Source organism: Edaphosphingomonas fennica (genome assembly GCF_003034225.1).
Classification (GTDB): domain Bacteria; phylum Pseudomonadota; class Alphaproteobacteria; order Sphingomonadales; family Sphingomonadaceae; genus Sphingomonas_E; species Sphingomonas_E fennica.
Genome location: NZ_PHHF01000084.1, coordinates 1 through 25,732, shown reverse-complemented (window position 1 = coordinate 25,732; position 25,732 = coordinate 1). Strand labels below are relative to the sequence as shown.

Sequence of the window (25,732 nt, the reverse complement as noted above, 5' to 3'; positions counted from 1 at the left end):
CTACGATCAGACCAGACAACCGATCCTACCGGCCATCATAGTCGCCGCTCAACCGGCCATCGTAGTTGTCGCCGCGCAGCGAAGCGGCGCGACGACAGCCTGTCGGGCACGATCAACGTCTCCTACAGGTTCGCGGCCGACGTGCTCGGCTATGCCAGCTATTCGCGCGGCAACAAATCGGGCGGCCTCAATCTCACCGCCCTGCCCCCCGGCGTGCCCGCCACAGTGAAGCCGGAGAAGGTCGACAGCTACGAAATCGGCATCAAGAGCCAGTTCCTCGATCGCCGCGCCACGCTGAACGTCGCGGCCTTCTGGACCGACGTTTCCAATTATCAGTCGGCCATCCTCACCCAGCGGCCCAATGCCGCGATATTCGATCAGTATATCGCCAATGTCGGCAAGGTCCGCACCCGCGGGTTCGAGGCGGACGCCGCCTTCGCGCCTACCGACCTCATCAGCTTCAACGCGTCCGCCGCCTATACCGACGCCACCTATCGCAACTATCCGAACGCGCCGGCCCCGGTGGAAAGCGGGCTGACGGTGGTCGATCTTTCGGGCGAACGGCTCGCCGGCGTGCCCAAGTTCAGCTATTCGCTGGGCGCGGACGCGGCCCAGCCGATCGGCGCGTTCCAGCTTTACGGCCATATCGATTATGCGCATCGGTCCGGCTTCTTCACCGCCGTCAGCAATTCCCGTTATTCGAAGGTGGATGGCTACGGCATCGCCAACCTCCGCGTCGGCATCCGGCGGGAGGACCAGCGCTGGGATCTGGCGCTCTGGCTGCGCAACCTCTTCGACAAGAATTATTTCCAGACGCTGACGCCATCCAACACCGGCCTCGTCACCGGGCTGGTCGGCGATCCGCGCACCTTCGGCGTCACGCTCATCACCAAGCTCTAGGGAGGGAGGCCGGCCATGGCCACGGTGCTCAATGCCGCCTGGGAAGACAGGGCAACCGCCCCGCCGCCCGCATCACGATTGCCGGCCGGCCGGCTGCTCGCCTTCTCGGCCATCGCCTTGCCCGTCACCGCCGCTCAGATGCCGCTCAACGTCTATCTGCCGGCGATCTTCGCCCAGCATTATGGCGTGCCGCTGGCGGTGCTGGGCACCATCTTCCTGATCGAGAAGATATGGGGCGCCATCGCCGATCCGATCATCGGCAGCCTCAGCGATCGCACGCGCAGCCGTTTCGGCCGGCGGCGAAGCTGGATCGCGGCGGGCGGCATCCTGTTCGGCCTTTCCGGCCTGCTGCTCTTCTTCCCGCTTGCCGGCGTCACCCCGCTCTATCTGGGCCTGGTGCTGTTCGCCTTCTATCTCGGCTGGTCGATGATCCAGATCCCCTTCCTCGCCTGGTCGGGCGAGATTTCCGGGGATTATAACGAACGGACGCGGATCGCGACCTATCAGGTGGTGGTGGGATCGGCGTCGCTGCTGCTCGTGCTGGTGCTGCCCACGATCGTCGATCAGATCCGGCCGGGCGACGGCCCCCTCAAGCTCGGCGTGATGGGCGGGCTGCTGCTGATCACGCTGGTGCCGTCGCTGATCCTCACGCTGCGCGCCTTTCCAGAGCCGCCATTGCCCGCGCGGGACGTGCCACGCCTGCCTTTCGGGCAGACGGTGCGGCTGGTGGGCGGAAACCCGCTGCTGATGCGCATCCTCGCCTCCGATTTCGCGGTCACGCTGGGGCAGAACATCCGCGGCACGCTCTTCGTCTTCTTCGTCAGCAGCTATATGGGCCTGCCCCACTGGGCGAGCGGCCTGTTCCTCCTCCAGTTCGTGTTCGGCATCACCGCCGGGCCGATCTGGATGCGGATCGGCTATCGCCTCGGCAAGCACCGCACCGCCGTGCTGGGCGAGCTGGTGCAGGTCGCCATCAATCTCGGCCTGCTGCTGGTGGTGCCGGGCCAGCTCGGCCTGCTGATCGCGCTCACCGTCGCGCAGGGCTTCGCGCAGGGATCGGGCAATCTGATGCTGCGATCGATGGTGGCGGACGTGGCGGACCGGCACCGCCTCGATACCGGCGAGGATCGCACCGCCCTGTTCTTCTCGGTCTTCAGCATATCGATGAAGGCGGCGATGGCCGCCGCCGTCGGCGTGGCGCTGCCGCTGGTCGCCTGGCTCGGCTTCGATCCGACATCGGCCGAAAACACGCCCGAAGCGCTGCGCGGCCTGCTCCTCGTCTTCGCGCTCGGCCCGGCGATCGCCCACCTCGTATCGGCTGCCCTGGTCCATGGCTTCCCGCTCGATGCCGCCGCCCATGCCGAAATCCGCAAATCCCTCGACCAGCGCGACGCCGCGCCGGCCGCCCTCAACGACTGATCTTTGGGAGACATCATCATGACGCTTCAGACCGTGAATCTCGAGGAAGCCGAAAGCCTGTTCGACATCCGCCCCCTCCAGCCCAGCCTGGGCGCGGAGATCGGCAATATCGATCTGTCCCGGCCGCTGGACGATCACCGCCTCGGCGCGCTCCGGGCCGCGCTGCTCCGCTATCGGGTCCTCTTCTTCCGCGATCAGGATATCAGCCGCGAACAGCAGATCGCCTTCGGCGCCGCATTCGGCGAGCTGGAGGTCCACCCCGTCTTCGCGCATCCCGATTATCCGCAAATCCTGCCGCTGGTCTCGCAGAATTTCGTCGGCAAATATCGCGCCTCGCCGGACAGCAACTGGCATGCGGACACCACCTTCCGGCCGGAGCCGTCCGCCGCCTCGATCCTGCGCGCATTGGTATCGCCCTCGCTGGGTGGCGACACCGTGTTCGCCAACGCGGTCGCCGCTTATGAAAGCCTGGACGAGGCGGTGCGCGAACGGATCGACGGGCTGACCGCGATCCACGATCCCAGCATTTTCATCCAGTTCCTCGATACCGAGGAGAAGAAGGAGGCGCTGCGCGCCCAATATCCCGAGGTCGAGCATCCGGTGGTGCGCATCCACCCCGAAACCGGCGAGAAGGTGCTCTACGTCAATTCGGTCTTCACCCGCCGGATCAAGGGCCTGGACGCGGAAGAGAGCGATCGGCTGCTGGCCCTGCTGTTCAACCAGTTCAAGCGGCCGGAATTCCAGGTGCGGTGGAGCTGGCGGCCCAATTCGATCGCCTTCTGGGACAACCGCGCCACCCAGCATTACGCTGTGCCCGATTATAACGAGCCGCGCCACATGGAGCGCGTGACCATCATCGGCGACCGCCCCGTCGGCCCCGCTGCCCAACCCCTGTCCCGCTGACCCCCTCGTTCGCAAGGAGACGTGCCATGACTGCCATCCAGCAACGCTTCGTCAACGCCCGCGAGGCCGAAAGCCCGCTCGATATCGTGCCCGTCGCCGGCCGCATCGGCGCCGAGATACGCGGCATCGCGCTTTCGGGCGATCTGGACGACGCCACGATCGCCGCGATCCGCGCGGCGCTCGTCCGCCACAAGGTGATCTTCTTCCGCGACCAGCATGAGCTGGACGATGCCCGGCAGGAAGCCTTTGCCGAAAAGCTGGGCGAGCCGGTGGCCCACCCCACCGTGCCCGTCGCCGAAGGATCGCGCTTCCTGCTCGAGCTCGATTCCCGCGAAGGCTATGCCGCGTCGAGCTGGCATACGGACGTCACCTTCGTGCCGGCCTATCCCGAAGCCTCGATCCTGCGCGCCATCGTCATCCCCGAGGCCGGCGGCGACACGCTCTGGGCGAATACCGTGACCGCCTATGAGGAGCTGCCCGAGCCGCTCAGGCTCCTCGTCGACAATCTGAAGGCAGTCCACACCAACCTCTACGACTATGCCGGCCACTTCGCCAACCTGCCGCAGGACAAGCTGGAGCAGCATCGCGCCGTCTTCGCCTCCACCGTCTACGAAACCGAGCATCCGGTGGTGCGCGTCCACCCGGAATCGGGCGAACGGTCCCTGCTGCTCGGCCATTTCGTCAAGCAGTTCGTGGGGCTGAACGGCGCGGATTCGCAGCGCCTGCTCGCGGTGCTCCAGGATCATGTCGTGAAGCCCGAAAACACCGTGCGCTGGCGCTGGCGGGCGGGCGACGTGGCGATCTGGGACAATCGCGCCACCCAGCACCGCGCGATCGCCGATTTCGGCCTGCAGCGCCGCCACCTCCGCCGCGCGACCATCGCCGGCACCGTGCCGGTGGGCATCGACGGCAAGGAAAGCCGCCTCCTGAAGCCGGAGCCGTTGCTGCAGGCGGCGGAATAGGCAAGCATCCGCCGGGCGCCCGCACCATGCGGCCGGGCGCCCGGCTTCTTCCCGAAAGGAATGACATGGCTGCGAAGAACGGCGCCGATCGGCCCAACTTCCTGGTGATCCTGGTCGATGACATGGGCTTTTCCGATATCGGCGCCTTCGGGTCCGAGATCGAGACGCCCTATCTGGACGCGCTGGCCCATGCCGGCGTGCGCTTCACCGATTTCCACTCCGCCCCCGCCTGTTCGCCGACGCGGGCCATGCTGCTGACGGGAACCGACCATCATATCGCCGGGCTGGGATCGATGGTGGAAGTCGTCCGCCCCGATTTCGATCGGCCGCCGGGGTATGAAGGCTATCTCAACGATCGCGTCGTCACCTTCGTGGAGCTGCTGCGCGACGCCGGCTATCGCACGCTGATGTCGGGCAAGTGGCATCTGGGCGATACGCCGGCGACGGTGCCGGCGGCCCGCGGCTTCGAACGCTCCTTTGCCCTGCTGCCGGGCGGGGCGGATCATTTCGGCGGCAGCCCGCTCGATCGCGCGGTGGTGCGGGGGCCGATCTATATCGAGGACGAGACCTTCGTCACCGAACTGCCCGAGGGCTTCTATTCCTCCGATCATTTCACCACGCGCCTGCTCGATTTCCTCGAGGAAGGCCGCGGGGACGAACGGCCCTTCTTCGCCTATCTGCCCTTTTCCGCGCCGCATTGGCCGCTTCAGGCGCCGGACGCGGAAATCGCCAAATATCGCGGCCGCTATGATGACGGCCCCGATGCGCTGCGCGCGCGCCGGCTCGATCGGCTGAAGGATCTGGGGCTGATCGCCGAGGATGTCGTTCCCCATCCGGTGGTGACGGAGGCGCCCGAATGGGATGCGCTGAGCGACGCCGAGCGGGTGGATTCCGCGCGGGCCATGGAGGTCTACGCCGCCATGGTCGACCGGATCGACCAGAATGTCGGCCGCGTGGTCGATTGGCTGAAGCGCAACGGCCGGTTCGACAATACGGTAATCCTGTTCCTGTCCGATAATGGCGCGGAAGGCGCGATCGTCGAGGCGATGCCGATCATCGGGCCGTTGTTCAGCCAACTGATCCGGGAGCATTGCGACAACAGCCTCGCCAATGCCGGCAAGCCCGGCTCCTACATCTGGTATGGCCCGCGCTGGGCGCAGGCGGCGACGGCGCCGTCACGGCTCACCAAGGCCTATACCACCGAAGGCGGCATCCGCGTGCCGGCCTTCATCCATTACCCCGCCGCCGCCCGCGCCGGCGAGGTCTCCGGCGAATTCGCGACCGTGATGGATGTGGCCCCCACCTTCCTCGACCTGGCCGGCGTCGCCCATCCGGGCGAAAGCTATCAGGGCCGGCCGATCGCGCCGGTGCGGGGCCGGTCCTTCGCCGGATGGCTCCATGCCGGCGCCGATCGCATCCATCCGCCGGGCACCAGCACCGGCTGGGAATTGTTCGGGCGCCGCGCGATCCGCAAGGATCATTGGAAGGCCGTCTATGTGCCCGGCGCCGACGGGCGGTCGCGCTGGCAGCTCTACGATCTCGCCATCGATCCCGGCGAGACGGACGATCTCGCCCGCGCCTATCCCGCGCGGCTGGAGGAGCTGCTGGCGCTGTGGCGCCGCTATGTCGAGGAAACCGGGGTCGTCGAGGATGCGATCAGCATCTTCGATGCCGATCCTGAAGCATGGGCGCAGGCCCGCCCGCTTCAGGCCGCCGCCGCCCCGGCCTGAGGGCGGTGGTGGCGGGCCGGCCTGAGCGGAGGCCGGCCCGCCTGGTCCATCGCCACGGACCAGGACGACACGGGCTATCGCACCGGGCCGTTGCGCTGTTACACTCCGGCCAAGGCGAGGGGTTTCGCCCGGCAACAACCGGCTCGGCGGGCCCATATCCGCCGGCGCGATGGAGTGGGCGATCCATGCCGCCATATGCTGACGATCAGGGCCCTGCCCGCATCCCGCCCGGCCGATCCGGCAACGCCGCCCTGCCTGGCCGCCCCTGGCTGGTGCTGGCGATGCTCCTTCTCGTCTATATCTTCAATTTTCTCGATCGGCAGATACTCGGCATCCTCGCCCAGCCGATCAAGGCGGACCTCGCGCTCACCGATACCCAGCTCGGCGCCCTGGGCGGCTTCGCCTTCGCGCTGCTCTTCTCGGTGCTCGGCGTGCCGCTGGCATTGCTCGCGGATCGCACGAGCCGAAGCTGGGTCGTCACCCTCTCGCTCGTGGTGTGGAGCGCCTTCACCGGCCTGTGCGGCCTGGCCACCGGCTTCTGGCAGCTCTTCGCCTTCCGGCTCGGCGTCGGCGTCGGCGAGGCGGGCGGGGTCGCCCCCTCCCACGCCCTGATTTCGGACTATTTTCCTCCGGAAAAGCGCGCGCGGGCGCTTTCCATCTATGCGCTCGGCATTCCCTTCGGCCTCGCCGCCGGGGCGATGCTGGGGGGCTATATCGCCAATGCGGTCGAATGGCGGGTTGCCTTTGTCGCGGTCGGCATCGCCGGGATCGCGGTGGCGCCCCTTTTCAAGTTCTTCGTCCGCGATGTGGCCCATCGACGCCCCACCGCCGGCCATCCGCCCGTGGCGCAGGTATTCCGCATCCTCGCCGCCAAGCGCAGCTTCTGGCTGATGGCGCTGGCTGCATCGTCCAGTTCGCTCGTCGGCTACGGCCTCGCCTTCTGGATACCCTCCATCCTGATGCGGTCCTTCGGCTTCGATCTCATCACGACATCGCAATATGTCGGCTCGCTGCTGCTGATCGGCGGCGGGGCCGGCGTCCTCCTCGGCGGCTGGCTGGCCGATCGCCTCGGCCGGCGCGATCGCGGTGCCTATGCGAAGCTGCCGATCATCGCCTGGCTCGCCGCCGTGCCGCTGTTCGGCGCGGCCTTGCTCTCACCGTCGCCCGCGATCGCCTGGGCATTCTTCCTGCTGCCCAACGGCCTCAACATCCTCTGGCTCGGCCCGGTGACGACCGCCGTGCAGCACCTCGTGCCGCCCGCGATGCGCGCCACCGCCTCGGCCAGCTTCCTCCTCATCAACAATCTGATCGGGCTGGGGCTGGGATCGCTGGTGATGGGCGCGATGTCGGATGCGATGCACCTGCGCTTCGGCGAGGACGCGCTGCGCTACAGCGCGGTCGCGGCGCTGATCTTCTACCTGCTGGCGGCAGCGCTGATGCTCTTCGCCGTCCGCCCGCTGCGGCGAGACTGGGTGGAGGAGAAAGCCGCCTAACGCTCCATCAGGCGCGGCATCAGCTCCACGAAATTGCAGGGGCGGTGGCGGTTGTCGAGCTGGGTGGCGAGGATCCCGTCCCAGCCGTCCTTTACCGCGCCGGTCGATCCCGGCAGCGCGAACAGATAGGTGCCGCGCGCCACGCCCGCACAAGCGCGGGACTGGATGGTCGACGTGCCGATCGTCTGGTAGCTCAGCCAGCGGAACAGCTCGCCGAAGCCGGGTATCTCCTTGTCCCACACCCGCGCCAGCGCTTCGGGCGTCACGTCGCGGCCCGTGACGCCGGTGCCGCCGGTGGTGATGACGCAATCGACCTGATCGTCCTCGATCCAGCCGTGCAGGCGCGCCACGATCAGGTCGGCATCGTCGCGAACGATCGCCCGGTCGGCCAGCACATGCCCCGCCGCCTCCAGCCGGGCGACCAGCGCGTCGCCCGAACGATCCTCGGCAAGGCCGCGTGTGTCGGAAACGGTGAGGACGGCAATGCGGACGGGCAGGAAGGGCCGGCTCTCGTCAATCGGCACTCGCCACCCCGCTCACCGGATCGAGGCGGATGGCGGTGCGGCCGGGCATTCCGGGAAAGCGCGGCCACATGCCCTGCGCCATCGCCTTCAGGCTGGCCGATTGCTCGCCTTCCTGCCGCTGATACATCCAGTAGTTGCGCAGCACGATCGCCACATAAGCGCGCGTCTCGCGATAGGGGATGGATTCGATGAACAGCAGCGGATCGCCATTGTCGCGGCGGCGATCGTTCCATTTCTGCACCGATCCGGGGCCGGCATTATAGGCGGCGATCACCTTGGGCAGCAGCCCGCCCGTGCTGGAGAAATCGCGCAGCTCCTCCAGATAGAATTGGCCATATTCGATATTGGTGCGCGGATCGTTGAGGCTGCCGAGCGGTTCGCCCTTGCGCCGGGCGATCTGCGCGGCGGTGCCCGGCATCACCTGCATCAGCCCGCGAGCGCCGGCCGGGCTGACCGCATCGGCGCGGAACTGCGATTCCTGCAACGCGTGGGCGAAGATCAACGACTTATCGACCCGCCAGCCGCCCTGCGGCGTCCAGCCGCCCGGCGCCGGATAACGGGCGGAGGTGGAAAGCCGCGCGCCGATCGGCCCGTTCTGCGCCAGCCAGATCTGGGTGGAAGGCAGGTTCAGCCGCGCCGCGAGGTGCATCAGCGCCTCATGATCCTGGCTGTCGCCGATCCGCGCCTGATGGCGCAGCACGGTATCCGCCTGCCCGGTTTCGCCGATCTCGGCCAGGGCCGCCGCGATCCGGGCATTGTTGCGCTGGGAGATGGTGGTCCAGTCCGCCTGGATGAAGCCCGGTCCCGCATCGGGCGTGGGCAGCGCCCGGCCCAGCGCCGCATCGGCGAGCAGGCCGTAGAAGGTCTCGCCCAGCCGCGCCGCGCTGCGCAGCCGCGCCTGCACCCGTTCGGGCTTGCCGCAGGCCATGTCGGCGCGCGCCGCCCAGAACAGGCCGGCCGCCGTCATCTCAGGATCGCGCGACCGGGATGCGACCGCGCCGAAGGCGTCCGCCGCCGCCGCGCAATCGCGCTGCCGCCACGCGGCAAGGCCCGATACCCAGTCCGCCTCGATCGTCCAGTCGCCGGTCCCGGCCCGCGCCGGGGTGGCCACACGCCGCGCCGCCGCATCGTCGCCGACGAGGAAATAGGCCCAGGCCACGCGCTGCTGCCATTCGGTCCGCGCCTCCGGCGTAAGGTCCGCCACCCGTTCGGACAGCAGCGCTTCCGCCTCCGCAGGCCGATCGTCGCGCAGCAACGGGCGGATGCGCTGGGCGAGCGCGGCGGCGGCCGCATCGCTGCGCGCCGATTGCGCCGTCGCCCGGCGCGGCGGCGCGGGCAGGCGCCGCATGTCCTGCACCACGGGAAGGGCCGGCAGCCCGGATATGCCCCGCCCCTGCAGGATACACTCGATCGCGGCCGCCTGCGGCAGATCGGGATTGGCGGAAACCAGCGCCAGCAGCGGCTCCGTCTCCACCTTGGGCGATCCCTTGGCGAGATAGAGCTCCGCCCGGGCATAAGGCGTCAGCAGGCCGGCGGGCATGGCATCGAGCCGCGCGGCCGCGCCCGACCAGTCGCCCGATCGGATCGCCGCGAAGACGACGCGATAATTCATCCGCTGCTGCGGATCGAGCTGCGCGGGCACCGCGCTCACCGGCGGCGCCTTCAGGCCGATCACCGGCGCGGGCAGGGTTTCGGTGCTGGCAAGCGCCGGTATCGCGGCGGTGCCGGCCAGGACCGCGAGCAGGAGACGGATCGTCCTCACTGGCCCAACTCCTCAAGCAACAGGCGCAGGTCCCGCCAGGCATCCGCCTTGCGGGCGGGCTGCTGAAGCAGGAAGCGCGGATGAAAGGTCGCCATGGCGCGCACGTTATGGCCGCCAAGGTTAAGGCTATGCACCCGCCCCCGCGCATCGGCGAGGCTGGTCCCGATAAAGGCACGGGTGGCCGCGTCGCCCAGCAGCAGCAGCAGGCGGGGCGCCGCGATCGACACATGGGCGCGGGCGATCTCGGTCCAGCGCGCGAGCGCGGCCGATTCGGGCCGGCCGCCGGGAACGCGCACCGGCGTCATTGTCGTCAGATAGATGGAAGCGCGATCGCGGCCGATCGCCGCCAGCATCCGATCGAACAGGCGGCCCACCTCGCCGCCGATGATCTGGCCGGCCTCGTCATCGCCGGGCTCGGGCTGGTCGGCCAGCAGCATCAGCCCCGATGCCGCATCCCCCTGGGGCAGCAGCCGTCCATCGGGACGGCCGAACATGGCATCTTCGGCATAGAAAGCGGCAATGGCATCCAGCGTCGCGGGAACGGATGCGGGCGCCTTTGCCGTAGCGGCGGCGGGTGATGCGGCGGGCGCCGGGGCGGGCCTGGCCGCCGCCAGCCAATCGCGCGCCTCCTCCTCCACCAGCGTGTCGATCCCGGCTTCGCGCCACCAGTCGATGGTGCTCAGAAATTCCCCGCGAAGGGCAGTATCGCTCACCGCCCGTCCAATCGCGGCTTGGCCGCCGAAAACAAGAAATGACCTAATCCCCGCATGCGCCGTTTAGACTCCATAGTTGACGTGCGGGTCAATCCAAGGCCATCGGCTTTCTGGCCGGGCCGTTCGCACGATGCGACAATCGGACGGAACGGGCGCGAAAGGAAGGACTGAGGACGATGACAACCCGCGAATCCATGACCTACGACGTCGTGATCGTCGGCGCAGGCCCCGCAGGCCTTGCGGCTGCGATCCGGCTGAAGCAGCTCGCGGAGAAAGCGGGACGCGAGCTTGCCGTCTGCGTGCTGGAAAAGGGGTCTGAAGTCGGCGCGCATATTCTTTCGGGCGCCGTAGTCGATCCGATCGCGCTGGACGAGCTGATTCCCGACTGGCGCGATCTTGATAGCCCGCTCACCGTGCCCGTCGTCCAGAATCATCACTGGATCCTGACGGAGAAGAAGCAGTTTGCGATGCCGCACCTGCTGATGCCGCCGTTCATGAACAACAAGGGCACCTATACCGTCAGCCTCGGCAATCTCTGCCGCTGGCTGGCCGGCCAGGCCGAGGCGCTGGGCGTCGAAATCTTCCCCGGCTTCGCGGCGGCCGAAATATTGTTCCATGACGACGGATCGGTGAAGGGCGTCGCCACCGGCGACATGGGCATTTCGCGCGATGGCGAGCACAAGCCCGATTACCAGCCGGGCATGGAGCTGCACGCCCAATATACCTTCTTCGCCGAAGGCGTGCGCGGCCACCTTTCCAAGGAACTGAAGCGCATCTTCGATCTGGAGGCGGACAGCCAGCCCCAGACCTATGCCATCGGCATCAAGGAATTGTGGGATATCCCGGCCGACAAGCATGTGCCCGGTCGCGTCATCCACACCCAGGGCTGGCCGCTGACGGACGAAGTGGGCGGCGGCTTCCTCTATCACCAAGCCAACAACCAGGTGGCGCTCGGCTTCGTGGTGGGCCTCGGCTACAAGAACCCGCACCTTTCGCCCTTCGAGGAATTCCAGCGCTGGAAGCAGCATCCGGCGATCCGCGCGGAGATCGAGGGCGGCCGCCGCGTCTCCTACGGCGCGCGCGCCATCAACGAAGGCGGCTGGCAGGCGGTCTGCAAGCTCGTCTTCCCCGGCGGCGCGCTGATCGGCTGTTCGGCGGGCTTCGTGAACGTGCCGCGCATCAAGGGAAGCCACACGGCGATGAAGTCCGGCATGCTGGCCGCCGAAGCCGCGTTCGACGAAATCCTGTCCGGCCGCGGCGCCAGGGAGCTTTCGGCCTATCCGCAGACGCTCAACGAAAGCTGGATCGCCAAGGAATTGAAGACCGTCCGCAACGCCGAGCCGGCGATTGCCAAGTTCGGCCCGGTGATGGGCACGCTTTATGCCGGCGTCGACATGTGGCTGCATACGCTGGGCATCAAGCTGCCCTGGACGTTCAAGACGCACCGCGACAATGAGGGGCTGTGGCGCGCGGACGTCGCGCCGAAGATCAACTATCCCAAGCCCGATGGCGTCATCAGCTTCGATCGCCTCTCCTCGGTGTTCCTGTCCAACACCAATCATGAGGAGGACCAGCCGGTCCACCTGACCCTGAAGGACGCTTCGGTCCCGATCGAGGTGAACCTGAAGCTCTACGACGCGCCCGAGCAGCGTTACTGCCCGGCCGGCGTCTATGAGATCGTCGGCCAGGACGTCGGCGATCCGCGCCTGCAGATCAACGCGCAGAATTGCGTCCACTGCAAGACGTGCGACATCAAGGACCCTACCCAGAACATCAACTGGGTGGTGCCGGAAGGCGGCGGCGGCCCCAACTATCCGAACATGTGAGCGCGGATATTGGCGGCGCGGCGAACGGAGCCGGACATTCCCCGGCGGGATGGCAACAGCCTGCCCATGCCCCGGAGGTCGGGCGTCGACCTCCGCCCCCCTTCGCCGTCGAGAGACGCCTTGCCATGAACGACCGCGCCGTTCCCGTTCTGCCGAGCGCGGGCTTCGTTCGAACCGCGAAGTTCTTTTGTTATTTTGGCTTTGGGATCATCGCCCAGGATGACCATTGGCTCCGCCTGCGCAACGGCAGCGTCGAACTGGATTTCTGCCTGAAAAGCCCCGACCAGGACGCCCCGGAAAATCCCGCCCAAAGCGGGCTGTGCGTAATCCGGGTCGGCGATGCCGCGGCATGGCATGATATTTTTGCCAAAAGCCGGATGGCGTGGAAGGCGTTCGGAAAACCATCGCTCACATCGCTCAGCAACGCGGCATGGAATGTGCCCGCCTTCGCCGTCACCGATCCGGACGGCAATCTGATCTGGATCGTGCAAGACGCCCCGCCCTCCGACGCCACCGAATAAGGCGCGATCGGGCGATCAAGAGCGCGTCGGTGCCGATGGAATAGCCTGATCGGCGGGCCGGCCATCGCGGCCGCCGCACGGGATTGCGCCGCCACACCCCGATAGGGGTTTGTCGCGCCCGCATTCGGGAATAATCCCGATTACATATCCGCGCATCGCGCCCGATCATGGCCCGTCACCTTCCCTCAGGCTTCCGCCTGGAATCGAAAGGATCGGCCATGCCCAAGCGCGCGATCATGTTGCTGACGGCGGTATCGCTGGCGATGCCCGTGGCGTCGGCGGCCTATGCCCAGGATATCACCGTCACCGCCCCCCGCCATAGAGAACGATCGCCCACCACCGGTGCGCCGATCGAGACCGTCACCACGTCGCGCGTGGTCAACACCGCCGATCTCGACCTTCGGACCGACGCCGGCATGAAGGCGCTGCGCGGTCGCGTCGAGGAAGCCGCACGCAAGGCCTGCGCCTGGCTGGATCAGGTCTATCCGCTCACCGCCGACGATAGCCCTCCCTGCGTGAAGACGGCGGTGGACAAGGCGATGGCGGACGCCCAGGCGCTAGCCGCCCGATAGGCGCCACGCGGCGCCGGCCCGGCCCTAGCCGACCAGCGCCAGCTTCGGCGGCTCGACCGCGCCCAGCGTCACCGCATCGACGGCCGGCAGCCGCTCGATCCGGGCGACCAGTTCAGCGTCCAGGTTGAAATCGCGGCCCAGCAGCATATGGGCGATGCCGCCTTCGGGCGTGCGGGCGCGCAGGCGCAATTCGCCCCGGCCGCCGCGCTGGTCCGCGACCAGATCGGCCAGCGCGCGGAGCGCCGAGGGATCGGCCGTCTCCACCTCCAGCCGCAGCCGCGTCTTGTCCGCCAGCCCCGCAAAGGGGCTCAGCGAACGGATCGTCACGCGCGGCGTATCCTCGCCCGGCCTCTTGTCCAGCTCCACGGTCAGCAGCGCGCATTCGCCCGCCCGCGCCGCCTTCTCGATCTCCTCGGACGCCAGATCGTCGAAGCAGGTGGCGATGAACTGCCCGGTCGCATCCGAACAGGTCGCCATCATGTAGCGGTTGCCGCGTGCCGACGTGCGCCAGCGCGCATCCTCGATCAGCGCCGCGATCGTCACGGTGGGCGCGGGCACGCGCCGGCCATCGTTGGACCGCTGCGGCTCCGCCACCGGCATCAGCATCAGTTCGGCATAGGTCTTGGCCCGGTTGGCGGCCGCCAGATGGCGGAAGCGATCGACGGGATGGGAGGAGAAATAGAAGCCGAACGCTTCCTTCTCCGCCGCCATCCGCTCGACCAGCGACCAGATCGCCGTCTTGGGAAGGCGGATCGGCGCCGCGCCGACATTGGCTTCGCCGAACAGGCCGCCCTGCCCGCTCTCCCGCGCCGCCGCCACCGTCGCGGCGTGGGCGAGGATCGTTTCCGCCGCCGCGTGGACGCCCGCCCGCTCGCTCGCGATGGAATCGAAAGCCCCGGCCCCCGCCAGGCTTTCGAGCTGGCGGCGGTTGAGCAGCTTGGGGTCCACGCGGTCGGCGAAATCGTCCAGCGACTTGAACGGCCCGGCCCGCTTCCGTTCGGCCACCAGCAGTTCCATCGCCTTCTCGCCCACGCCTTTCAGCGCCCCGAGCGCGTAACGGACGCTATCGCCCTCCACCGAGAATTCGGCCTCGCTGTGGTTCACGTCCGGCGAAAGGCACGGCACGCCCATGCGGCGCATGTCATCGACGAAGATCGACAGCTTGTCCGTCAGCGCCATGTCGTAACACATGGATGCCGCGTAGAATTCCGGCTTGTGATGCGCCTTCATCCAGGCGGTGTGATAGGCGACCAGCGCGTAAGCCGCGGCGTGGCTCTTGTTGAAGCCGTATCCGGCGAACTTGTCGATCAAGTCGAACAGCTCGTTGGCCTTGCCGGCGGAGATATCCTGCTTGGCGCAGCCTTCCACGAAGCGGGCGCGCTGGGCGTCCATCTCCGCCTTGATCTTCTTGCCCATCGCGCGGCGCAGCAGATCGGCCTCGCCCAGCGAATAGCCGGCCAGGATCTGCGCGGCCTGCATCACCTGTTCCTGATAGACGAAGATGCCGTAGGTTTCCTTCAGGATGCCTTCCAGCAGCGGATGCGGATATTCGATCTCCGCGCGCCCGTTCTTCCGGTCGCCGAACAGGGGGATATTGTCCATCGGACCCGGCCGGTAGAGCGAGACGAGCGCGATGATGTCCTCGAAGCAGGTCGGCCGCACGGCGGAGAGCGTGCGGCGCATGCCTTCGGATTCGAGCTGGAACACGCCCACCGTATTGCCGCTCTGCAACAGCTTGTAGACTTCCGGGTCATCCCAGGGCAGCGCGGCGAGATCGACATCGACCCCTTTCTGCTTCAGGAAATGCACCGCCTTCTGGAGCACCGACAAGGTTTTCAGGCCGAGGAAGTCGAACTTCACGAGGCCCGCGCCTTCGACGAACTTCATGTCGAACTGCGTGACCGGCATGTCCGATCGCGGATCGCGATAGAGCGGCACCAGCTTGTCGAGCGGCCGATCGCCGATCACCACGCCGGCGGCGTGGGTGGAGCTGTGGCGCGGCAGCCCTTCCAGCTTCATCGCCAGATCGAACAGGCGCTTCACCTGCTCGTCCGCCTTATATTCGGCCGCCAGTTCCGAAACGCCGTTGAGCGCGCGGTCGAGCGTCCAGGGATCGGTCGGGTGGTTGGGCACCAGCTTGGCCAGCCTGTCCACCTGCCCGTAGCTCATCTGGAGGACGCGGCCGGTATCCTTCAGCACGGCGCGCGCCTTCAGCCGCCCGAAGGTGATGATCTGGGCGACGTGATCGCGGCCATATTTGTTCTGGACGTAGCTGATCACCTCGCCGCGCCGGGTTTCGCAGAAGTCGATGTCGAAGTCCGGCATCGAAACGCGCTCCGGGTTCAGGAAGCGTTCGAACAGCAGGCCCAGCCGCAGGGGATCGAGATCGGTGATGGTGAGCGCCCAGGCGACCACCGATCCGGCGCCCGATCCGCGCCCCGGCCCCACCGGAATGTCATGGTCCTTCGCCCATTTGATGAAGTCCGCGACGATCAGGAAATAGCCGGGAAAGCCCATGCGGACGATGATGTCGATCTCGAACTCGAGCCGCTTGGAATAGGCCTCGCGATCGACCGGCCCGTCCATGCGGGCGAGGCGCGCCTCCAGCCCCGCGCGCGCATCGCGGCGCAGCATCTCGGCCTCGCCCTCGCGATCGCCGGCAAGGCTGGGCAGGATCGGCTTGCGATAGGGCGCCATCACCGCGCAGCGCTGCGCCACCACCAGCGTGTTGGCGATCGCCTCGGGCAGGTCCTCGAACAGGCGGACCATGTCATCCGCCGGCTTCATCCAGGCATCGGGGGAGGATCGCCGGCGATCGTCGCTGTCGACATAGGATGATCCGGCGATGCACAGCATCGTATCGTGCGCGGCGTGGAAATCGGGCTCCGCGAAGCAGGCGGGGTTGGTCGCGACGAGCGGCAGGTCGCGCGCATAGGCAAGCTCGATCACCGCATCTTCCGCCGCCTCCTCGGCCGCATCGCCGCGCCGGGCAAGCTCGATATAGAGGCGGTCGGGAAACAGCACCTGCAACCGATCGAGATAAGCGCGCGCGGCATCGGCCTGCCCTTCCGCCAGCAGCCGGGTAATGGCCCCTTCCCCGCCGGCGGTGAGCGCGATCAGCCCGTCCGTCTTGCCTTCCAGCCGATCGAGCGGGACGTGCGCGTCCTCATGCCCCGGCCGTTCCAGATGCGCGGCCGAGACCAGTTCGCAGAGATTGTCATAGCCCTTTTCGTCCTGGGCATAGAGCGCCAGCCAATCGACGATCCCGGCCTTGCCCTCGGCCGCCCCCGGCCGCACGACGCCCAGCATCGCGCCGACGATCGGCTGCACGCCTTCCTTCTTGGCCGCATCCGAAAAGGCCATGGCGCCGTAAAGCCCGTTGCGATCGGTGATCGCGGCGGCGGGAAAACCCAGCGCGCGCGCCTGCTTGGCGATCGCCTTGGGATCGATCGCCCCTTCCAGCATGGTGAAAGACGAGAAAACGCGGAGGGGAACGAAACCGGAATGGGGCATGGCCGCAGCCTAGGCCCCATGCGCCGATTCGGAAAGCGCATGTGCAGCCCGCCGCGCCGGAACCTTCTACCCCGACGCACATTTTGCTACCGCAACGAACCACGGGAGGAGCATGTGGCCAACACCGCATCCGAACCGGGCCTGTCCCCGCCGCGCCCCATCGGCTGGGGCTGGATCCTGATCTACGGCATCGTATCGATCGCGATCGGCCTGTTCGCGCTTTTCTGGCCCTTTCCCGCAACGCTTGCGGCCACGCTCACCATCGGCGCCTTCTTCCTGATAACGGGCCTGATGTCGATCGTGTCCGGCATCAGCGCCCGCCACGAGACGCGCTGGTATGAAATCCTGTTCGGCGTGATCTCGGTCGTGCTGGGCGCGCTGCTCGCCTTCCGGCCGATCATCGGCGCGATCTCGCTCACGCTCACCGTCGCCACCTGGCTCGGCATACGCGGCGCGCTGGAAATCTACTGGGGTATCAAGATCAGGCGCCATCGCTGGCTGCTGATCGCCATGGGCGTGATCAACATCCTGCTGGACGTCTTCCTGCTGGCGACGCTGCCCTTCACGGCGCTGACGCTGCCCGGCTACATCCTCGGCATCAGCTTCCTGTTCGGCGGTTTCACCGCGATCATGGTGGCGCTGGGCTATCGCAGCGCGATCGCCGGTTTACGCTAGAGCGATTTCAGCCGGCGATCGGACGGTCGGGGAAGCGAAGGTCAGGGCTCGCGCTCCCACCCCCCGCCGAGCGAAAGGAAGATATCGACCTGGTCGAGCGCAAGCTGCACGCGCGCGGCGGCTGAAGCGCTTTCCGCCATGGCCAGGCTGCGCTGGGCATCGAGCAGGTCGAAGAAGCCGGTGCGCCCGAACAGGAACAATTTGTTGGCCTGCGTTTCGGAAAGGGCGGCGCTTTCGCGGGCCTTGTCCAGCGCCTCCATCCGGTCGCGATCGCGCGCATAGGCGTTGAGCGCGGTTTCCGTCTGCCGCAGAGCCTCCAGCACGGCGGCGTCGAAGCCGGCTATCCGGGCCTCGACGCCCGCTTCCGCCTCGGCGATCCGCGCCTTCACCACCGGCCGGTTGGGGAAGGACCAGCTTATCAGCGGCCCCAGGCTGAAGCCGAAGGAGGTGCCGGTGCCGAAACCGCTCAGCGGACCGGCGAGGCCCAGCGATCCGCCCAGGCTGATCTGGGGATAGAGATCGGCCACGGCCACGCCGATCCGCGCCGTATCCGCCGCCAATGATCGTTCGGCGGCGCGGATGTCCGGCCGGCGGCGGATCAGCGAGGCGCCGTCGCCGATCGGGATCGGCTGGCGCACCGCGGGCAACCGCGCGCAGCCGGCGACCTCGCGGGGATAATCGGCCGGTGGGCGCCCCATGAGCGTCGCCAGCAGGAAGAGCTGCGCCTGCCGGTCCGCCTCGAACCCCGGCAGCGTCGCCTCGCTCTCGTTGACCGCCGTCTGCGCGCGGCTGACGTCGAAGGCCGTGCCGCGCCCGCCCCGGCGGAGCCGCCGGGTGGCATCCAGCGTCTTGGCCTGCAGCGCCACCACCTGCCGGTTGACGCCAAGGCCGTAATTGGCCGCGCACACGCCGACATAGGCCCGCGCCGTCGCGGCGGCCACGCTGACCCGCACGGCATCCCGCGCCGCCTGCACCGCCTCGGCATCGCCCTGCGCCGCCTCGATCGCGCGGGCGATCTTGCCCTGCAGGTCCAGAGGGTAGGAAGCCGAAAGGCCGATATCGTAGCCGACATTGCCCGGCAGGCCGCGCCCCGTGCCGGAGGGGCGGGCAAGATCGGCCGCGCCGCTCAGCGTCGTGGATATCGTCCGTCCGGCCGCCGCCTCGCGCACCACGGCGGTGGCGCGGCGCAGATTGGCGTCGGCTTCGCGCAGATCGGCATTGGCGGCCAGCGCCTGCTCGATCAGCCCGTCCAGCACCGGATCGTCGTAGAGCCGCCACCAGCGATCGGGCAGCGGTGCCTGCGTGAAGCCGCGTTCACCCGCGCCCGCGAACGCGCCGGTCGCGGCCCCGGCCGTCGCCGCAGAATGCTCCGGCGGACGATAATCGGGGCCGGCGGTAGTGCAGGCGGCAAGGCCCGCCGTTGCCGCGAGCAGCAGGGCAAAGGCGGCGCGGTTCATTTCTCGTCCGCCGGCTGCACCGTCACGGTCGCCGTCCGCCCGACGATGAGTTGCACGTCCTTGGGCACCTGCGTCAGCTTCACGCGCACCGGGATGCGCTGCGCCAGCCGCACCCAGGAGAAGGTCGGCTCCACATCGGGCAGCAGGTTGGGGGAATCGGCGCGGCCGCTGTCGTGGATGCCGGCGGCGATGCTTTCCACATGCCCCTTCAATTCCTCCTCCTCGCCCATCAGCCGCACCGTCACCGGTGCGCCCACACGGATGCGCGGCAGCTTGGTCTCCTCGAAATAGCCTTCGACCCTGAGGCTGTCGGTATCGACCAGCGCCATCGCCTGCTGGCCAGCGGCCACATAATCGCCGGGATGGAGATCGAGATTGGTGACGATTCCGCGCACCGATGCGCGCACCTCGGTGCGCTTCAGATTGAGGGCCGCCGCCTCCTGCGCAGCGATCGCGACGTCCAGCGCGGCGCGCGCGGTTTCCACGGCGGCCACATTCCGCTCGTGCGTCTCGGTGGCGACGAGATCGCCCAGCGCCACGTCGCGCTTCGCCTCGCGCTGCGCCTGCGCCAGCGTGGCCCGCGCGCTGGCGATGCTGGCGCGCGCCTGGTCATAGGCCAGCGAATAACGCGGCCGATCGATCACGAAGAGGAGGTCGCCCGGCTGCACCACCTGATTGTCGCGCACCGCCACCTGGGTGATGAGGCCGCCGATATCGGGCGTCACCCGCACCACATCGGCCCGCACCCGGCCGTCCCGCGTCCAGGGGCTGCGTTCATAATGGTTCCACATCCACAGCGCGACGATCACGGCGAGGAGGACGATGATGATCGTCGCGGCGCTGCGCGAGATCGTGGACAGGAGGTTCTTCATAAGCGGATACCAAAGCGGGCGAAGGCCCAGACGAGAAGGCCGAGGATGAGGACGAACATCGCCAGGTCCACCATCGCCCGATAGGCGACGAAGCGGTAGAGCCCGAACAGCGATGCCATCCGCACGGCGAAACCGGTCAGCAGCAGCGCCACGAACGCCAGCATCAGCAGCGTCGGCACGAACACGCCGCCGATGGAAATCTCCCCGATCATGCCTCGGCTCTCCGATAGGGCACGGCATCGGGAAACAGCGCCCGCCGCAGGCTCACGAGCGAAAGCGCGGCGGTGCGCCGCACCGGCGCCGATGGATTGGCGACCAGCACGTCCATCGCCCGGTCGATATTGCGGAGCACCTTCTCATCCGGCGGGGTCGGCCGGTCGGGGTCCAGCCCGGCATAATATCGGCCCACGTCGCGCAGCACCGGCGTCAGCACGCCGCCCTGCACGCGCGGCAGATCCAGCCGCAGCTGGCGCAGCTCGCCGATGGCGAGGCCGGTGCGCATGTCGCGCAGCGCATCATAGGCCGGCATGCCCGGATCGCGGCTGCGCGCGGCGAGCCTGGGGGTGAGCAGGGCCGCGCGATCCAGCATGCGGTTGATCCACGCCCGGATATCGGGCGCGGTCGTCAGGTTGGCGCGGCTGGCGATATCCGCCCAGCCCGCCTTCACCGTGCGGCGGATGGCGCCTTCCGCGCCCGCCGACTGGAGCAGGCGGACGATCACGATCGCCAGAATGATCCCCAATAGCTGCGCGATGCCGCCATTCACATAAGGCGCGAACTCGCTGTCATAGGTCGCGGCGAGCAGGCTGGGATTGGCCAGCCCCATCATCGCCGGCAGGGCAAGCCCGGCATAGCGCGGCGACGTCATCAGCGCGCCGCCCACCAGCAGCGCCGGCGCCAGCGCCGCCGCCAGCATGGGAAAGCCGTCCATGCGCGGCAGGATCGCGAAGGCATATATGCCGCCGACGATGATCGCCACCGCCGTGCCGATGAAGAAGGCCTTCAGCGGCGCCACCGGATCGTCCATCGCCGCGAACAGGGCGATGAACACGCCCATCAGCATCACGGCGCCGCTGCCGTCCTGCCAGCCGCTGGCGATCCACAGCGTGCAGCCGACGATGATCGCGATGGCGGCGGACATGGCGGCGCGCGCCGCGCCCCAATAATCACGGTGCAGCGCGCGCGCGGTCGGCTGATCGAGCAGCTCGGCCACGCGCGGCGTAACCGGATGGCGCGAATGGGTCTCCATCTGGTCCCGCAGGTCGCGGCAGTCGCGATGCACGCCGATCAGTTCGGCAAGCCGGGAAAGCAGGCTGATCCGCAGCGCATCGTCCCACCCCATCGCCGCCGTCGCCTCCGGCTCCAGCATGGCGCAACGGGCGCGCAGCGCCTCGGCGGTGGCATCGCGTTCCGCCCGGTCCTGCGGCATGTCCGCCAGCCAGGCGCGCACGTCCTCGATCAGGGCGGCGATGGCGGGCGGCAGCCTGCCGCCATCGCGCACCAGCACCGTCATCCTGTCGTCCACCGCCGCCGCCAGCGGCAGCGCCAGCGAAAGCTGATCCTGCAACGCCCGCACCGTGCGCACGCGCGGCGCGATCCGCACCGTCTCATAAGGCAGGTGCGTGGAAAGCTGATGGAGCTCGTTGATGTCCAGCGCCAGCCGCTGCCTGTCCTTCGCCAGGCCCGGCACCGCCTCGCGCGCGATCGAATCGCGGGACCAGCGCTCGGCATCGCGCAGCATCCCTTCCACCCGGTTCAGAAGCAGCTCCGTTACCGAGCTTGGCAGGATCGCGCCGTGGACGAAGCTGGCGCAGAGGATGCCGATGGTGATCTCCTGCACGCGCAGGCTGGCGACGGTGAAGATGTCGCCCGGTGCGTCCACGCTGGGCAGGCCGATGATGCAGGCGCTGTATCCCGCCAGCACGAACAGATAGGCGCGCGGTGTGCGATCCAGCACCGATACGAACACGCAGAGCGCCAGCCACAGCGCGAAGCCCAGCGTCAGCAGCTCCGGCGCGTTGACCAGCCGCGGCACCATGAACACGGCGACGGCCGCGCCCACGATGGTGCCGATCACGCGGAATATGGCCTTGGAAAGCACCGCGCCGGCCAGCGGCTGGGCAACGATATAGGCGGTGGTGACGGCCCAATAGGGCCTCGGCAGGCCGATGCGCAGCGCGATATAGAGCGCGAGCATGGCCGAGCCATAGCATTTCAGCGCGAACAAGGCGGCCGGCAGCCCGAACCTTTGCGTCATGCGCCCTGGCCTCGCTTCATGGACAGCCGGTCAGCGAGAATTTCGCACAAGCGCAGGGTTGCCTCAAGGTCGGCATCGGAAATGCCGTCCAGCAGGTCATGCCGCAGCGCGGCCAGCCGCTCCTCGATCCGTTCGGCCAGGGCATGGCCTTCGTCCGTCAGGTGGATGCGGTTGACGCGGCCATCCTCGGGATCGGGCTTGCGGGCGATCAGCCCCGCCCCTTCCAGCTGGTGAAGCGTGCGCACCAGCGTCGCCTCCGCCACCTCCACCACGCGGGCGAGATCGGCCTGGCGGGCCTCGTCCCCCATGCGGGCAAGGTGGATCAGGCACCAGCCCGTCGACGTGGAAACCCCCAGCCCCGCCAGCATCTGATCGCCCAGCTGCCGCCACTGCCGCGCAAGGGGCAACAGCCGCATCGCAAGGCGGCGTTCGGACTCGTAACGGGGCATGAACGTTAGTTAGCACGCTAAGCGAATTTCTCAAGATCGATTTTGCACTGCACAATCGATTGCGCGCATCCTGTTCATTCGCGGAAATCAGGCACCGGCATCGGGTCGGGTTATGGGAATGCTGGCCCTGCCCCCGGCCTGCAATTCTGGACGGTATCGTCGCCGGCAAGGGCGGCCGCCTCTATCGTCAGGGGAACGGCCTGCGCCTGAAGCCACCTTCCCCGAAGCGCCGAACCGGACCGAGCTTCCTTCGGCCCGGCTCGATCCCGGCGAAACCTGTCGCAACGCGATGGCCTTCCGGCTCCTCCGAGACCGGCCGGGAATGCGGCTGCACTCCCGGCCGGGCACCATCATCAGAAGGAGAATTTGATCGTGCCGCCCCAGGTCTGGGGATCTCCCAGCTGGGCGGAGATCAGACCGGTATTACCCGGCGTGACCGCCAGCGATTCGAAGTAATTCTGATCGAACGCGTTACGCACCCACCCGAAGATATCGAAATTGTCGGTACGGAAGCCCGCGCGGAAGTTGTGGATCGAATAGCCGGAGATGTCGGTGTAGATCGACCGCGAGGCGTTGGACGAGAATTTCGAACGGTAGTTGGCGTCATAGCCGAGATAGGCCTGGCCATCGCGGCCGAGGATGGTCGCCGGGATGTTATATTCGGCACCCCAGGAGAAAGCCCATTTCGAGATACCCGGCATCCACTGCCCGGAGACATCGCAATTGGCCGGGCTGTTGGCGCCGGGCGTGGCCGGCGGCCCCACGGGCGTGCCGGTGCCGCCGCCCGCCAGTTCGGGCGGGCAAGGCGCGTCGACGAACTTCTTGAACTCATGATCGGTGAAGGCGCCGCTCAGATAGGCGTTCAGGCGTTCCGAGGGGCGCACGGTGAAATCGGCCTCGATACCGCGGACGCGAACCTTGTCGGCGTTGGCAAGATAGCCGCGCAGCACGTTGCTGCCGCTGACATTGCTGATTACGCTGGCCTGGAAATCTTTGATCTCGGTCCAGAAGCCGGTGAGGTTGAACGTCGCCCGGCGATCCCAGAACTGGGTCTTCACCCCCAGCTCGAAGTGGTTGACCTTCTCCGGCTTGATCTGCGCGACCTCCAGCGCCGGCGTGCCGTCGGCGTGGCTCGGCACGCCATTCAGGTTGATGCCGCCGGTTTTGAACGACCGCGCATAGGTCGCATAGGCCATCACGTCGGGCGTGAACTTGTAGGAGACGTTGAGGTCGTAGGAGAGATTCCAGTCGCTGAAATCGGGCTCGAAGAACTGGGACGCCTGCACGCCACGCTGCGCTGCGGTCCACGGATCGTTATAATAAGGGCTCGCAGGATCGCTGCTGATTATCTGGCGCGTGCCGTCGGAGGCCGTGCCCGTCACGACCGAGTCATAGAGCCCTTCCTTCTTGTCATAGTTGATGCGGATGCCCGGCGAGATCGTCAGTTCGTCGGTCAGGTGCCAGTTGAGCTTGCCGAAGGCGGCAAGGCTGAGATTCTTCAGCCGGATGTCATTTTCGGCCAGCACGCCGTTGAGCACGGCGGGATTGAGCGAAAGCGGGCTGCTCGGCGCCAGCAGCCACGCGCTGGCGGCCGTGCCGGTTTCCTGGACGCCCGTGGTGTGGATCTTCTGATAGAAAGCGAAACCGCCGACCACGAAATCGAACTTGTTCGCTTCATAGGCGTAGCGCAGTTCCTGCGTATACTGATCCTGATGGGTCGGATTGTTGACCTTGGTATAGACCGGAAGCCCGGTGAAATCGCGATCGTTCTTCGGCCCCCAATCCCAATAGCGCCATGCAGTGACCGAGGTCAGGGTGCCGCCGCCGACATCCCATTCGGCACGCAGCGATGCGCCGCCCAGTTCGTTGCGGGCGGCCAGATCCGCATCCAGATCGGTCAGGCGATCGAACGGGTTGGTGCTGGGCACCTTATAGCCGGGGAACAAGGCGGTCAGGGCGGCATATTGCCGGTTGAGCGCGCGCTGGGTGGTTCCCACGCGAGCATAGATCTGGCCGCAGCAGATCGGATCCTGCAGGTTCCAGTCACCCGAAAGCGTAATGTTGAGCGTCTCGGTGGGCTTCCAGAGCAATGCGCCGCGGATGCCGATATTATCCTGCGAGTTGATCCAGGTATCGGTCGTCACATTGTAGATCGTGCCGCGGCGATCCGTGCTCGAAACGCTGATCCGCGCGGCCAGATTGTCGCTCAACGGCCCGGAGACCGAAGCCTTGGCCTGCTTGAAATTGTAATTGCCGAGCGAAACCTCGGCCTTGCCCTCGAAGTCGAAGGAGGGCGCACGGGTCGTGATGTTGATCGCGCCGGCGGTGGTGTTCTTGCCGTAAAGCGTGCCCTGCGGGCCGCGCAGCACCTCGATCTGCTCCACATCCACGAAGTCCAGCGTCGCGGACGCGATGCGGTTGTAATAGACCTGATCGATATAGATGCCGACGCCCTGCTCGAAGCCGTCGTTGGTCAGGCCGAACGGCGCACCCAGCCCGCGGATGTTGATGAAGGTGTTTCGCGGATTGGTCGAAAAGAACTGCAGGGTCGGCTGCAACTGGGTCAGCCGGTTCAAATTATAGGCGCCCTTGGATTCCAGCGCGGCGCTGCCGACCACGGAAACCGCCACCGGCACGTCCTGAACATTCTCCTCGCGGCGGCGCGCCGTGACCAGGATGTCGCCTGCGCCATATTCGGCGGCCGTGGTTTCCGGCTCTTCCGCATGCGCCGCCACCGTTCCGGCCGGCAGGCTGGCCAGGCAAGTCAGAACCCCGACGAGCAGCGATCGGCCGGCAACCTGGCCCGATCGGCCCTTCCCCCTGTTAAACATTGCTTCTCCCCTTATCTATAGAAAAAGTAGACAAAAAGCGCGCGCACAATCACGTCGGCGGAAATGCCGTCCGCAAATTCTCTTTCCAGTTGGTAGAGAAGATCTAGATCGCGCTGTTCCGGCCCGGAACAATGAAATTTTTGGGCCGCGCCTAGTTTGCCTTGGCCGATCGCGCGATTCTGCTTTCCCGCCGGGCGGGAAGTTCATGCCAGCCTTGCTGAAATCGTGTCCGGACCGTCCTTTCGGGGCAGTCTCACCGCGATCACCAGTTGGTCATGGTGCCGTCCTGGAGGCGGTTCACGGGGAGGTAGGCGCGCTTATATTCGTATCTGGCGGCCAGCTCCTCGTCGATG

At 67.3% G+C, this 25,732-nt stretch carries 20 protein-coding genes; 10 read left to right on the top strand and 10 right to left on the bottom strand.

Features of this window, described 5'->3' with window-relative positions; genetic code table 11:
- The 6 genes from CV103_RS21250 to CV103_RS21225 all read left to right on the top strand — a co-directional run.
- The coding region (locus tag CV103_RS21250) for a TonB-dependent receptor (protein ID WP_146163467.1) at window positions 1-900 on the top strand (900 nt) is incomplete at its 5' end.
- 15 nt (window positions 901-915) lie between these two features.
- The gene (locus tag CV103_RS21245; RefSeq protein WP_107396130.1) at window positions 916-2,319 is read left to right on the top strand and encodes an MFS transporter; all 1,404 of its coding nucleotides are present in this window, start codon (window positions 916-918) and stop codon (window positions 2,317-2,319) included.
- 18 nt (window positions 2,320-2,337) lie between these two features.
- Window positions 2,338-3,222, top strand: a complete 885-nt coding sequence (locus tag CV103_RS21240) for a TauD/TfdA dioxygenase family protein (RefSeq protein ID WP_015459891.1) — start codon at window positions 2,338-2,340, stop codon at window positions 3,220-3,222.
- A gap of 26 nt (window positions 3,223-3,248) precedes the next feature.
- Window positions 3,249-4,184 carry a TauD/TfdA dioxygenase family protein gene (locus CV103_RS21235; protein WP_015459890.1) on the top strand — a complete coding sequence of 312 codons (936 nt, stop codon included), beginning with the start codon at window positions 3,249-3,251 and terminating at the stop codon, window positions 4,182-4,184.
- 65 nt (window positions 4,185-4,249) lie between these two features.
- Window positions 4,250-5,914 carry a sulfatase family protein gene (locus tag CV103_RS21230; protein WP_107396131.1) on the top strand — a complete coding sequence of 555 codons (1,665 nt, stop codon included), beginning with the start codon at window positions 4,250-4,252 and terminating at the stop codon, window positions 5,912-5,914.
- Window positions 5,915-6,195: 281 nt separating this feature from the next.
- Window positions 6,196-7,407 carry a spinster family MFS transporter gene (locus CV103_RS21225; RefSeq protein ID WP_070935552.1) on the top strand — a complete coding sequence of 404 codons (1,212 nt, stop codon included), beginning with the start codon at window positions 6,196-6,198 and terminating at the stop codon, window positions 7,405-7,407.
- On the opposite strand, the gene moaB is transcribed toward CV103_RS21225, so the two are convergent.
- Genes moaB through CV103_RS21210 form a run of 3 tightly spaced genes read right to left on the bottom strand, consistent with a single transcriptional unit; the run spans window position 7,404 to window position 10,406 of the window.
- Window positions 7,404-7,931: a molybdenum cofactor biosynthesis protein B gene (moaB, locus tag CV103_RS21220; protein WP_070933236.1), complete on the bottom strand. Its 528-nt coding sequence runs from the start codon at window positions 7,929-7,931 to the stop codon at window positions 7,404-7,406. The two genes, CV103_RS21225 and moaB, sit on opposite strands and share 4 nt — an antisense overlap.
- On the bottom strand, window positions 7,921-9,693 hold the full coding sequence (locus tag CV103_RS21215) for a lytic transglycosylase domain-containing protein (RefSeq protein ID WP_107396129.1): 1,773 nt from the start codon (window positions 9,691-9,693) through the stop codon (window positions 7,921-7,923). Before CV103_RS21215 ends, moaB begins: the two co-directional genes overlap by 11 nt.
- Window positions 9,690-10,406: a uracil-DNA glycosylase gene (locus tag CV103_RS21210; RefSeq protein ID WP_107396128.1), complete on the bottom strand. Its 717-nt coding sequence runs from the start codon at window positions 10,404-10,406 to the stop codon at window positions 9,690-9,692. Before CV103_RS21210 ends, CV103_RS21215 begins: the two co-directional genes overlap by 4 nt.
- A 176-nt stretch (window positions 10,407-10,582) precedes the next feature.
- Here CV103_RS21210 and CV103_RS21205 point away from each other — a divergent pair, with 176 nt between their 5' ends.
- The 3 genes from CV103_RS21205 to CV103_RS21195 all read left to right on the top strand — a co-directional run bounded on the left by CV103_RS21205 (window position 10,583) and on the right by CV103_RS21195 (window position 13,325).
- Window positions 10,583-12,232 (top strand): electron transfer flavoprotein-ubiquinone oxidoreductase, encoded by a 1,650-nt coding sequence (locus tag CV103_RS21205; RefSeq protein ID WP_015459884.1) that lies wholly within the window; start codon window positions 10,583-10,585, stop codon window positions 12,230-12,232.
- Between the two features lie 125 nt (window positions 12,233-12,357).
- Complete coding sequence (locus tag CV103_RS21200) at window positions 12,358-12,753, top strand: VOC family protein (protein WP_107396127.1); 396 nt, start codon at window positions 12,358-12,360, stop codon at window positions 12,751-12,753.
- Window positions 12,754-12,971: 218 nt separating this feature from the next.
- Window positions 12,972-13,325, top strand: a complete 354-nt coding sequence (locus CV103_RS21195) for a UrcA family protein (RefSeq protein ID WP_015459882.1) — start codon at window positions 12,972-12,974, stop codon at window positions 13,323-13,325.
- A 24-nt stretch (window positions 13,326-13,349) separates the two neighbouring features.
- Here CV103_RS21195 and dnaE read toward each other — a convergent pair whose 3' ends face one another.
- Window positions 13,350-16,838 carry a DNA polymerase III subunit alpha gene (gene dnaE / locus CV103_RS21190; RefSeq protein ID WP_107396126.1) on the bottom strand — a complete coding sequence of 1,163 codons (3,489 nt, stop codon included), beginning with the start codon at window positions 16,836-16,838 and terminating at the stop codon, window positions 13,350-13,352.
- Window positions 16,839-16,952: 114 nt separating this feature from the next.
- On the opposite strand from dnaE, the gene CV103_RS21185 reads away from it, so the two are divergent.
- A complete protein-coding gene (locus CV103_RS21185) occupies window positions 16,953-17,513 on the top strand; it encodes an HdeD family acid-resistance protein (RefSeq protein ID WP_015459880.1) in 561 nt (186 codons plus the stop codon).
- Between the two features lie 41 nt (window positions 17,514-17,554).
- On the opposite strand, the gene CV103_RS21180 is transcribed toward CV103_RS21185, so the two are convergent.
- From CV103_RS21180 to CV103_RS21155, 6 genes are all read right to left on the bottom strand, one after another.
- Window positions 17,555-18,970: an efflux transporter outer membrane subunit gene (locus CV103_RS21180; RefSeq protein WP_070933223.1), complete on the bottom strand. Its 1,416-nt coding sequence runs from the start codon at window positions 18,968-18,970 to the stop codon at window positions 17,555-17,557.
- Window positions 18,967-19,842, bottom strand: coding sequence for an efflux RND transporter periplasmic adaptor subunit (locus CV103_RS21175; protein WP_107396124.1), 876 nt, complete (start codon window positions 19,840-19,842; stop codon window positions 18,967-18,969). The genes CV103_RS21180 and CV103_RS21175 overlap by 4 nt, the downstream gene beginning before the upstream one ends.
- Entirely contained in the window at window positions 19,839-20,054 is a 216-nt protein-coding gene (locus tag CV103_RS21170) for a DUF1656 domain-containing protein (RefSeq protein WP_015459877.1), read from the bottom strand. Before CV103_RS21170 ends, CV103_RS21175 begins: the two co-directional genes overlap by 4 nt.
- Entirely contained in the window at window positions 20,051-22,099 is a 2,049-nt protein-coding gene (locus CV103_RS21165; RefSeq protein WP_015459876.1) for an FUSC family protein, read from the bottom strand. Before CV103_RS21165 ends, CV103_RS21170 begins: the two co-directional genes overlap by 4 nt.
- Window positions 22,096-22,515: a MarR family winged helix-turn-helix transcriptional regulator gene (locus CV103_RS21160; RefSeq protein WP_245896995.1), complete on the bottom strand. Its 420-nt coding sequence runs from the start codon at window positions 22,513-22,515 to the stop codon at window positions 22,096-22,098. The genes CV103_RS21165 and CV103_RS21160 overlap by 4 nt, the downstream gene beginning before the upstream one ends.
- A 386-nt stretch (window positions 22,516-22,901) precedes the next feature.
- Window positions 22,902-25,379, bottom strand: coding sequence for a TonB-dependent receptor (locus CV103_RS21155; RefSeq protein WP_070933215.1), 2,478 nt, complete (start codon window positions 25,377-25,379; stop codon window positions 22,902-22,904).
- Between the last annotated feature and the right edge of the window lie 353 nt (window positions 25,380-25,732).

What these genes read in the sequence shown, in the direction of transcription:
- CV103_RS21245 (WP_107396130.1), top strand. Translation starts at nt 916, where the DNA reads ATGGCCACGGTGCTCAATGCCGCCTGGGAAGACAGGGCAACCGCCCCG.
- CV103_RS21240 (WP_015459891.1), top strand. Translation starts at nt 2,338, where the DNA reads ATGACGCTTCAGACCGTGAATCTCGAGGAAGCCGAAAGCCTGTTCGAC.
- CV103_RS21235 (WP_015459890.1), top strand. Translation starts at nt 3,249, where the DNA reads ATGACTGCCATCCAGCAACGCTTCGTCAACGCCCGCGAGGCCGAAAGC.
- CV103_RS21230 (WP_107396131.1), top strand. Translation starts at nt 4,250, where the DNA reads ATGGCTGCGAAGAACGGCGCCGATCGGCCCAACTTCCTGGTGATCCTG.
- CV103_RS21225 (WP_070935552.1), top strand. Translation starts at nt 6,196, where the DNA reads ATGCTCCTTCTCGTCTATATCTTCAATTTTCTCGATCGGCAGATACTC.
- CV103_RS21205 (WP_015459884.1), top strand. Translation starts at nt 10,583, where the DNA reads ATGACAACCCGCGAATCCATGACCTACGACGTCGTGATCGTCGGCGCA.
- CV103_RS21200 (WP_107396127.1), top strand. Translation starts at nt 12,358, where the DNA reads ATGAACGACCGCGCCGTTCCCGTTCTGCCGAGCGCGGGCTTCGTTCGA.
- CV103_RS21195 (WP_015459882.1), top strand. Translation starts at nt 12,972, where the DNA reads ATGCCCAAGCGCGCGATCATGTTGCTGACGGCGGTATCGCTGGCGATG.
- dnaE (WP_107396126.1), bottom strand. Translation starts at nt 16,838, where the DNA reads ATGCCCCATTCCGGTTTCGTTCCCCTCCGCGTTTTCTCGTCTTTCACC.
- CV103_RS21180 (WP_070933223.1), bottom strand. Translation starts at nt 18,970, where the DNA reads ATGAACCGCGCCGCCTTTGCCCTGCTGCTCGCGGCAACGGCGGGCCTT.
- CV103_RS21175 (WP_107396124.1), bottom strand. Translation starts at nt 19,842, where the DNA reads ATGAAGAACCTCCTGTCCACGATCTCGCGCAGCGCCGCGACGATCATC.
- CV103_RS21170 (WP_015459877.1), bottom strand. Translation starts at nt 20,054, where the DNA reads ATGATCGGGGAGATTTCCATCGGCGGCGTGTTCGTGCCGACGCTGCTG.
- CV103_RS21165 (WP_015459876.1), bottom strand. Translation starts at nt 22,099, where the DNA reads ATGACGCAAAGGTTCGGGCTGCCGGCCGCCTTGTTCGCGCTGAAATGC.
- CV103_RS21160 (WP_245896995.1), bottom strand. Translation starts at nt 22,515, where the DNA reads ATGCGGCTGTTGCCCCTTGCGCGGCAGTGGCGGCAGCTGGGCGATCAG.
- CV103_RS21155 (WP_070933215.1), bottom strand. Translation starts at nt 25,379, where the DNA reads ATGTTTAACAGGGGGAAGGGCCGATCGGGCCAGGTTGCCGGCCGATCG.